The 8867-nt window shown below is 41.2% G+C and carries 8 protein-coding genes; all 8 read right to left on the minus strand.

What is annotated here, in order from left to right; all coding sequences use genetic code 11:
- Positions 1-1406: hypothetical protein (locus QZ055_RS06250; RefSeq protein ID WP_295825348.1), on the minus strand; the 1406-nt coding region annotated here is incomplete at its 3' end.
- Positions 1403-2056 carry a hydrogenase nickel incorporation protein HypB gene (gene hypB, locus QZ055_RS06255; RefSeq protein WP_005385456.1) on the minus strand — a complete coding sequence of 218 codons (654 nt, stop codon included), beginning with the start codon at positions 2054-2056 and terminating at the stop codon, positions 1403-1405. The genes QZ055_RS06250 and hypB, both read right to left, overlap by 4 nt.
- A 15-nt stretch (positions 2057-2071) precedes the next feature.
- Positions 2072-2413 (minus strand): hydrogenase maturation nickel metallochaperone HypA, encoded by a 342-nt coding sequence (hypA, locus tag QZ055_RS06260; RefSeq protein WP_005385455.1) that lies wholly within the window; start codon positions 2411-2413, stop codon positions 2072-2074.
- Entirely contained in the window at positions 2406-3233 is an 828-nt protein-coding gene (locus QZ055_RS06265) for a bifunctional 5,10-methylenetetrahydrofolate dehydrogenase/5,10-methenyltetrahydrofolate cyclohydrolase (protein ID WP_060924355.1), read from the minus strand. Before QZ055_RS06265 ends, hypA begins: the two co-directional genes overlap by 8 nt.
- A gap of 118 nt (positions 3234-3351) precedes the next feature.
- Complete coding sequence (locus QZ055_RS06270) at positions 3352-5319, minus strand: penicillin-binding transpeptidase domain-containing protein (protein ID WP_295825350.1); 1968 nt, start codon at positions 5317-5319, stop codon at positions 3352-3354.
- On the minus strand, positions 5319-6737 hold the full coding sequence (locus QZ055_RS06275) for a CCA tRNA nucleotidyltransferase (protein WP_156720015.1): 1419 nt from the start codon (positions 6735-6737) through the stop codon (positions 5319-5321). The genes QZ055_RS06270 and QZ055_RS06275 overlap by 1 nt, the downstream gene beginning before the upstream one ends.
- Before the next feature lie 68 nt (positions 6738-6805).
- On the minus strand, positions 6806-7678 hold the full coding sequence (sdaAA, locus tag QZ055_RS06280) for an L-serine ammonia-lyase, iron-sulfur-dependent, subunit alpha (RefSeq protein WP_295825354.1): 873 nt from the start codon (positions 7676-7678) through the stop codon (positions 6806-6808).
- A gap of 11 nt (positions 7679-7689) precedes the next feature.
- On the minus strand, positions 7690-8352 hold the full coding sequence (sdaAB, locus tag QZ055_RS06285) for an L-serine ammonia-lyase, iron-sulfur-dependent subunit beta (RefSeq protein ID WP_295825352.1): 663 nt from the start codon (positions 8350-8352) through the stop codon (positions 7690-7692).
- Positions 8353-8867 lie beyond the last annotated feature (515 nt).

An 8867-nucleotide genomic window follows, 5' to 3' on the forward strand; every position in this document is an offset into this window, starting at 1 on the left:
TTAACTGGACGGTCAGATAACATAACGGATTTGATATATTGGTTTTTATCATCTAGGGCAAACTGTAAATATGAATCGCTTGCCGCTGGATTTTTATATTCATATACGGTAGACGTACCCGCATTTGTTGTAGATTCAACGATACGAGTTGGCATACCATACACAAAGAGCAATAGATACTTAGTATCGCCCATCGCAATGCCGCGACGGGTAGGTGTGTAAATGTTCAACAATACGCGATTAATAAGATTTTTTTTATCAACACTCACACCATATTCGTTATATCCAATAAAGGTGGAACCAAACAACATGCCTTGATGTTTCCAGTCATTATTTGGATCATTAACAAAATGATCATTCAATTTATAGCCACGCAATACAAAATCATCAGCAGTTAATTTGCCAGCTTCGAAATCATATACTGGAGCTTTAGGCAATCCAAATCTTGGCCATACTTGACCACTAATCATATCAACAGCTTCTACATTGCTTTGTTTGATGGTGAAAGCAATATATTCTTTCTGTTGTCCTAACATAGATTGTTGTTGGCTATTATTATTTGTATTCTCTATCGAGCCGTTAAAGTCCTTTTTTCGAGACAATGAATTTTCGGAATGACCTTCATAAAGGAAAATATAGCTTTCATTTTTCAAGTCACGCCACATCGCATTAGGACTGCCATAAGCAAATACCAATTCCATGCGCGTACTACCAACACCGATATCGCGTACAGTACGGGCGCCTTTTTTCGTACTATGAATATTAGTAATAGTATTTGGCTCAAAGAAATAGGTAGCCCCTTGACCTCGCAATTGATTGTTTATCAATCGTTCTTGAGTAGGTCCCGTATATACGGTTACCTCCAAATCTTTCATATAGTACGTCGTAAAGTTATCACGCACTACCGTTTTTTCTACATCTTTAGGTGCTACAAACTGATCACCTAAGCGGTACCCATCAATGGCATAATCATCTTCAGACCCTAACGCTGGTAAATTATTAGCCGTATAGGACTTGCCGATATCCGCCAAATTATTTTGCGTTACACTAGGCAAGGATCCTTCATTTTCGCTAGCTGCTTGCCAAAATTGTATGGAATCACCAAACTCGGTAACTGCCATTTGTTCGGCCAACCAACCGGTTTTTGTGTTTTCCTTCTTTATTTTTGTATCAATTTTAACGGCTTTAATCGGTGCATTATCTATATACGCAACAGAATTAGCCGCATCAGGTTCCACCGTTTCTACAGGTGCAGCAGTAGCTGCCGCATCATTTGTATCCTCTGTAGCTTCTACAGCCGTCGGTTTCACTGTGGAAATAGCCGGTTCTGCCGCATACCCTACCGTTGTAGCAGATAGGCCAACTAAAAGTGCCGCTACGATACGGCTCTTAATAGAATGATTCATCGATTACTCTCCAATTGCGCACGCAACCATGTCAACCATGGCTCTAGCCCATTATGGGCCGTGCAACTTACTTCAAAAATCTCTCCTGTTGGATTTAAATTACGTATGTCTTGTATAGCCTTATCTTTTTTAAAAGGCACATAAGGCAACAAATCTATCTTATTAATGAGGATAGCCTTTGACTCTTTAAAGATTAATGGATATTTAAGAGGCTTATCTTCACCTTCCGTAACAGATAATACAGTTACCTTCATGCTTTCACCAATCTCAAATTCTGCAGGGCATACAAGGTTACCTACATTCTCGATAATGATCATATCCAGTTCATCAAGATTTAAATCACCTAGTGCATCTTGAATCATTTGTGCATCAAGATGGCAACCTCCCACTGTGTTGATTTGAATAACAGGAACGCCTAATTCATGAATTCGTTCCGCATCCTTAGCAGTAAATAAATCACCTTCAATAACAGCAAGGCGGTAATCTTTTTTCAAATCATGTAAAGTTGCCTCTAACAGAGATGTTTTACCAGCCCCTGGAGAACCTAATAGATTAAATACAAAAATATTTTTTTCCTTAAACAACTGTTGTAAGGACTCTGCAATGGCATCATTTTTTGCCAATACATTAGTTTTAACTTGAACTTGCATGTCCTAACCTTTCTATCAATCGATATCCATGGAGGTCACTTGTAGTTCGCGGCCACCAATGGTTTGTACGAAATGACTGTCACAATAGGGACAGATAAACTTATAATTTTCTACCGGAAATGTTTTATCACAATCCAAGCACTTTCCTTCAATAGGAATGGTGTTAATTTCTATACGTGAGCCTTCTGCTGCGGTCCCCTTTGTAACCGCTTCCCAACAAAAAAGAAGGGAATCTGGTTCCACGCCACTCATAAGACCCAAATCGAGTTGAACGGAATGAATCACAGATGCATCGTGTTGTCGTAACGTATCGAGGGCCACATCAAGTATACCTTCTGCTATAGACATCTCATGCATGGTATGCCTCATATACAGCTTCAAGCATCATTGTAGTCGTTACAGAGCCTACACCACCAGGTACAGGCGTAATAGCTGATGCAATATCTTTTACCGCTTCATAATCAACATCGCCTACCGTCTTACCTTCTAGTTCATTAATGCCTACATCGATAACAACAGCACCTGGCTTAATCATATCTGCTGTAATCATATGCGCACGACCAGCTGCAGCAATAACGATATCGCCACGTTTTACTTGTTCTGCCAAATCAGGGGTTCTAGAATGACACATTGTAACAGTACCATGTGCACCAAGGGTCATAAGAGCTACTGGTTTGCCAATAACTTGGCTACGACCGATTACTACCACATGTTTCCCCTCTACAGGAATATCGTAGTGGTTTAAAATTGCCATACACGCCTTAGCAGTACAAGGGGCAAAGCCCCCTTTGCCTGCAGTTACAAGGCCAATATTATACGTAGTTAAACCATCGATATCTTTTTTAGGATCTAGCATATCGATAAGAGCCTCTGTATCAATGTGTTTAGGCATCGGCATTAACGGTAAAATTCCATGAACAGCCGCATCATTATTTAATTCTTGCAATGCTGTCACCACTTCATCCTGTGTAGCCGTTTCAGGTAATTGTTTTAATACAAAGCCATAGCCAAAATTCTTTGCTGTCTTTTCCATAAATGTAGCATACATATGAGCACCGTGGTCTTCACCAACGAGTAATACTGCCATAGTAATTACAGAGTCCCCTACTGCTGCAACTTTTTCTTGTAAAATCGCCTTGTGAGCATCTGCTACTGCTTTACCGCGTAATTCGATCATGTGTATCTCCATTCATTCAAACTATCTATAAAATAAGGTGCCTCCGGAGAGGCACCTAAGTCTCTTATTCTATTATATAACGAACTGTCTATAATTTCTAATTATGACCGAATTCGTTTTATCTACGGAAATGAACAGTAATTGCTGTACCAGCCTGAACAGTTGTACCGCTACTTTCATCTTGAGATGTAGCCGTACCAGTTCCATCCGGTTTAAAGGCAAGTCCCGCCTTATGTAACCAATCACGTACTTCACCATAGGTAAAACCAGTAAAGTTAGGCAATGTAACAGAACCATCACTTCCCGGTTTTGGTTCAGGTAATGTATTAGCAGCTTTAACAGCTACTGGTGTACTTTCTTTAACATACGGACTCATTTGGTAATACCGTACAAGTTGAGATACGATGTCCTTAAATACAGGGGCTGCAATTTGACTACCATAAAAAGAACCCTTTTGTGGGTCATCAATAACGACAAGAACTACAAATTTGGGATCCTCTACAGGGCCAAAGCCAATAAAGGACGCAATGTATTGTCCGTCGAGATAACCGCCATGTTTGGTATCTAGTTTTTGCGCCGTACCAGTTTTACCGCCGAAGTGATAACCTTCTACCATCGCTTTTGTACCGCCACCTTCGGATACTTCTTTTTCTAGAATATCTACAATGGTTTTAGCGGTTTCCGCCGGAACTGGTTGTCCCACAACAGATGTTTCAGTCGTACTTGTTACATCGCCTTGAGAGTTACTATAAGACTTGATGATATGTGGTTTCATCATAGCCCCACCATTAGAAAGTGCACCAAAGACTCTAACCATTTGTAATGGTGTAACTGCAATACCTTGACCGATGGACATAGTAGCAACATCTAGCTTACTCATATCCTCTGGATTATACAAAATACCTGCTCCTTCACCAGGCAATTCAATACCTGTTTCAGAACCAAAGCCATAATCACGTACATATTTCGAGAGAATATCTGCCCCTGTTAATGTACCAATTTCAGCCATACCAGTATTAATAGAGTACTTCAAAATATCTAGCAAACGAACAGGACCATATCCCTCACCATTCCAGTTTCTAATGATATGTCCATTGGCAGCGAAGGCCCCTTTATCGTTATACACAGTGTCTAACTTCCATTTGCCTGCTGCAAGAGCTGCAGATGCAATGATAGGTTTGAATGTAGAGCCTGGTTCATATAAATTGGTAACCGCAATATTTTTGAAAGCCTCTTCACCACTTTGGTTGTAGTTATTAGGATCGTAACTTGGACGATTGGCCATCGCTAATATTTCACCGTTCTTTGGATCCATAACGATAACGCTGGCATGCTTAGCTCCTGTATCAACCATTGCCTTATCAAGAGCGCGTTCTGCAATAAATTGAATTGTTGCATCGATGGTTAAGGTTACACTTTTACCCTTATCTGGTAAAAATTTAGATAGTACGGAACCAAAGATGGCATTCCCTTTATTATCAGTAGCTACAATTTCTTGTTGTACGCCCCCCTTTAATTCGTCATCAAGAACCATTTCTAGACCATCAAGACCTTTATCATCAGTACCGACAAAGCCTAATACTTGTGCCGCTAAGACACCATTTGGATAATAGCGCTTAGATTCTTCAACGAAATTAAGGCCTGCAATATTATTATCCTTAATAACTTGTTGTACCCCTTTTGATTTATCTGCATCCATCATACGATTCAACCAGACAAAGGCGGTATCCTCTTGCAAAGCTTTCACAATATTCTCTTTTGACATCGTTACATACGGTGAGATGAGATCCGCAATCTCTTGAGGAGACTGTTTAATCATCTTTGGATCCGCATATAAAGATTTTGTAACTACACTCATCGCCAAAGGCTTGCCATTACGGTCATAGATTGTACCACGCGGCGATTGTAATTTTCTATCTACTTGAACTTGTAATAAGTTTTTCTTCTCTAGGTCAAAGGTATCAAAGACCTGTAACTGTGCTAAACGCCCGATAAGGACGAAGGCAACGGTCATGAGTATGGCAAGGCACCACGTAGTGCGACTCCAATCACTCATGCGTAATAACGCTTTATTTAATAACTTCATCATTTCTCCACTGGACGGCGTAACTTATGGTCTAATGCATCATATAATGCATCTGGTTCATTGGGAATCACCCCATTTTGTACCTGACCTAATAAATACTGCAATCCTTCCCCCACTTTTTTCCCTGCAAGCTTAATAACTCGTTCGTCATAATTTAAATCCTTTGTATGGATAGGCATCTCTAGGCTAAGATCTGCCATACATTCACCAAAGGCTAAGGTGCCATCAGTCGATGCATAAGGCTTCCCACAGCCTAATACATCGGCAGCACAAACCTTAGATAATTGCTCCCATGCAATTCGCATAATTTGACTATCTCGAAACTCACCGCTGCGAGCCTCTTTACGGATCCACTTTTTCTCATTAGCTTCCCCATTTTGTACAAAATAGTGAAAGCGCATATGATTTTTTACAATCCAAGCTACACGGCGCACAAAACTCTTAGGGTAACCTAAACGAGTAAGTAATGTTTCTGTCATTTCAGCCCCTAATGTATCGTGGCCACGATCTGTGAGGCGACCATTCACCACAGCACGCACCGTAGGCATCCCCTTTGCTACATCGTGTAACAGTGCACCCCAACGTAATGTTAAATCTGGTTCTGTATGAGATACAACGGCTAATGTATGATACCAACCATCAAATTCGTGAAAGTCTTTTTCTTGTGGTAAATTCACAAGATGGTATAGCTCTGGTAAAATAGGCACTTCACGAGCGACGCCATTTTCTACAACGCGACAAGAGCACTCGGCCAAGCGAGATTGTACTAATACATCAAGGCCCTTAGCCACAGCGGGCTCTAACATGAGTCGGTCCAGTTCACTACGGACTCTCTCAAGAGATAACCCAGGCACACGATGAAATGCCTTTGGCATAGCTTCTAATAAATCTTCGGTAGGTAAGAAATCTAGCTTTGCCACAAAGCGGCATGCTCTAAATAATCGCAATGCGTCTTCTTCAAAGCGTTGCTGTGCATTCCCAATGGTTCGCAATGTCTTATGCTTGATATCTCGACGTCCCCCTACTAGGTCTATGACCTCACCAAAACGATTCATCGCCATGCCATTGACCGTAAAGTCGCGACGCAACACGTCTTCCTCCAAGGTATCGGCATAAGCGATTTCTTCTGGTCGATGACTATCCGCTCCATATCGTTCAGTGCGATACGTTGCAATTTCATATTGCTTTCCTTCTAGTGTAGCTACTACTACACCAAAGGATTTTCCTACTAAGTCTGTCGTTTGAATATCTTGACCGCGTAGGACTTCAATTACCGTATCAGGGCGTGCAGACGTCACAATATCAAAGTCATGAGGCTTTTGATGCATCAAAATATCACGCACTGCTCCGCCAATGATATAGGCTTCATAACCTGCTTCTTCTAATACAGTCAATATTCGATTGGCTTGTTCCATCATGCACACTCCTTTCTGAACTAGTCTAACCTTTATTTTACTACAAATGAAAGCATGAAAAAAGTGCAATCCTATAAGGATTGCACTCGTTCTGCAATAGCTGTACCCGTCGGTGTTACCGCAAGGCCGCCATCGCTTGTTTCACGCAATGCTGCTGGCATAGCGCGACCGATATTATTCATTGCTTCAATAACTTCATCTGGTGGAATTTGACTTTCAATATTCATCAAAGCTAATTCAGATGCAGTAATGGCATGAACTGCATAGAAACCATTACGTTTAACGCACGGTACCTCTACAAGTCCTGCTACTGGATCACAGGCAAGGCCTAATAAGTTTTTCATGCACAATGCAATAGCATGGCCGACTTGACGAGGCGTACCACCCATCATTTCTACAATGGCACCGGCAGCCATACAAGCGGCCGTACCAATTTCTGCTTGGCATCCGCCAACGGCACCGGCCACACAAGCGCGATTCGCTACGACATTGCCAATGCCAGAGGCAGCCAAGAAGCCCTTTACCATAGTTGCTCTATCTAGCTTGTAATGGTCCGCTACTGCTTTCACCGCACCAGGCATAACACCACAAGATCCTGCAGTAGGACAAGCAACAATGCGGAACATTTTAGCATTCGCTTCGTTTACAGCAATAGCATAGGTCATTGCCTTATACGCAATATCACTCATAAATCTTGGAGTTTGATCGTTAAGCTGTGCCGCCTGACCACCGGACATACCAGAGGCCGTTTTCTCCGCATAATCTATACCATCTTGAATAGAGCCTTCAAAAATATCTAACCGATGCTCTATTTCACGAATAACCGCTTCTTCACTGCGGTCATAATTTTCTAACTCATAACGCAGTACTACGTCACCGAAGGAAATATTATTTTCCTCTGCTAAGCGAATAATATCTGCAATTGTATCGTATGCATAACTCATCATTCGCCCTCCTATAACGCTTCAAAGGTCATCACATCTTGGATGCCTGGGAACTCACGCATAAACTGAACGGTAATAGGATTTACTACCGTATCCGTAGTAATAACCATTACTGCGTCCTTATGCTTACCCTTACGGAATACACGCATCGTAGCAATATTAATATCGGACTCACTCAATGCTTGGCTCACAAGAGAAATGGCACCAGGTCTATCCTCATGGAATACGACAAGAGTAAACTCATCGCCTGTAATAGACATATCATTGCCATCTACTTCGGTAATCATAATTTGACCACCACCAAGAGAACGACCAATAACAGTCATATGACGATTATGTTCGTCGTACATGTCAAAACGAACCACATTCGGATGACCTACATCGAGAGGAGACTCGATAAAGTTGTACTCCATGCCCTCTTTCTCAGCCAATTTATGAGCAACACGAATATTCGTATCATCCTCTTTGAACCCCAATAGACCGCCAATCAAAGCACGATCTGTACCATGACCTTTATAGGTCTTTGCAAAAGATCCATATAAGGTTAAATCTACCTTTTTAGGTGTGGAACGGAAAATGCACCGCGCCATCTTACCTAGCCGCGCAGCACCCGCTGTGTGCGAACTAGACGGACCGATCATAACAGGTCCTATAATATCAAAAATACTATTCATACACGCCTCTATATACACATCAACAATGTGAAAAAATCTTACTTTACCTATAGTATAACAATCAATATTTATTAATGTCCATATGCACATTAGCGGTATTTTTGTACACACACAAAGGACTACATTTATGCTCAAATCATTCCCCTCCCCAGCACTATTTATCTGAAAGATATCTTAGGATTAGTATATTGATGGGACGCCTTCCTATCTACAGTTATAAAAAGGAAAGACTATACTTATGCAGCGACATCAGGTCACGAGGAGCAAAGAAGTATAGTCTTTCCTTTTTAATTAAGTTGTAGATACAAAACTGGGCCCCATCAATATACAGCCACTAAGAGATAGCTTTCACAAAATAATAAAAAACGCACCTTAGGCGAACCTAAGGTGCGTTATTTATAACAACAGTCCTAAATCATAAAAGAGAGGGGAAGTAGGACTGTGGTTAACAGATTAATGGATCCGATTAGCCCAAGATAGCTTTCATGTCAGCTTCTGGAGTTGTAATTGGATGT

It is taken from the genome of uncultured Veillonella sp. (assembly GCF_905209685.1).
Classification (GTDB): Bacteria; Bacillota; Negativicutes; order Veillonellales; family Veillonellaceae; genus Veillonella.

Excerpts from the sequence above, each read along its gene's own strand:
- QZ055_RS06275 (WP_156720015.1), bottom strand. The coding sequence starts at position 6,737 with ATGATGGAACAAGCCAATCGAATATTGACTGTATTAGAAGAAGCAGGT.
- sdaAA (WP_295825354.1), bottom strand. The coding sequence starts at position 7,678 with ATGAGTTATGCATACGATACAATTGCAGATATTATTCGCTTAGCAGAG.
- hypA (WP_005385455.1), bottom strand. The coding sequence starts at position 2,413 with ATGCATGAGATGTCTATAGCAGAAGGTATACTTGATGTGGCCCTCGAT.
- sdaAB (WP_295825352.1), bottom strand. The coding sequence starts at position 8,352 with ATGAATAGTATTTTTGATATTATAGGACCTGTTATGATCGGTCCGTCT.
- QZ055_RS06270 (WP_295825350.1), bottom strand. The coding sequence starts at position 5,319 with ATGAAGTTATTAAATAAAGCGTTATTACGCATGAGTGATTGGAGTCGC.
- hypB (WP_005385456.1), bottom strand. The coding sequence starts at position 2,056 with ATGCAAGTTCAAGTTAAAACTAATGTATTGGCAAAAAATGATGCCATT.
- QZ055_RS06265 (WP_060924355.1), bottom strand. The coding sequence starts at position 3,233 with ATGATCGAATTACGCGGTAAAGCAGTAGCAGATGCTCACAAGGCGATT.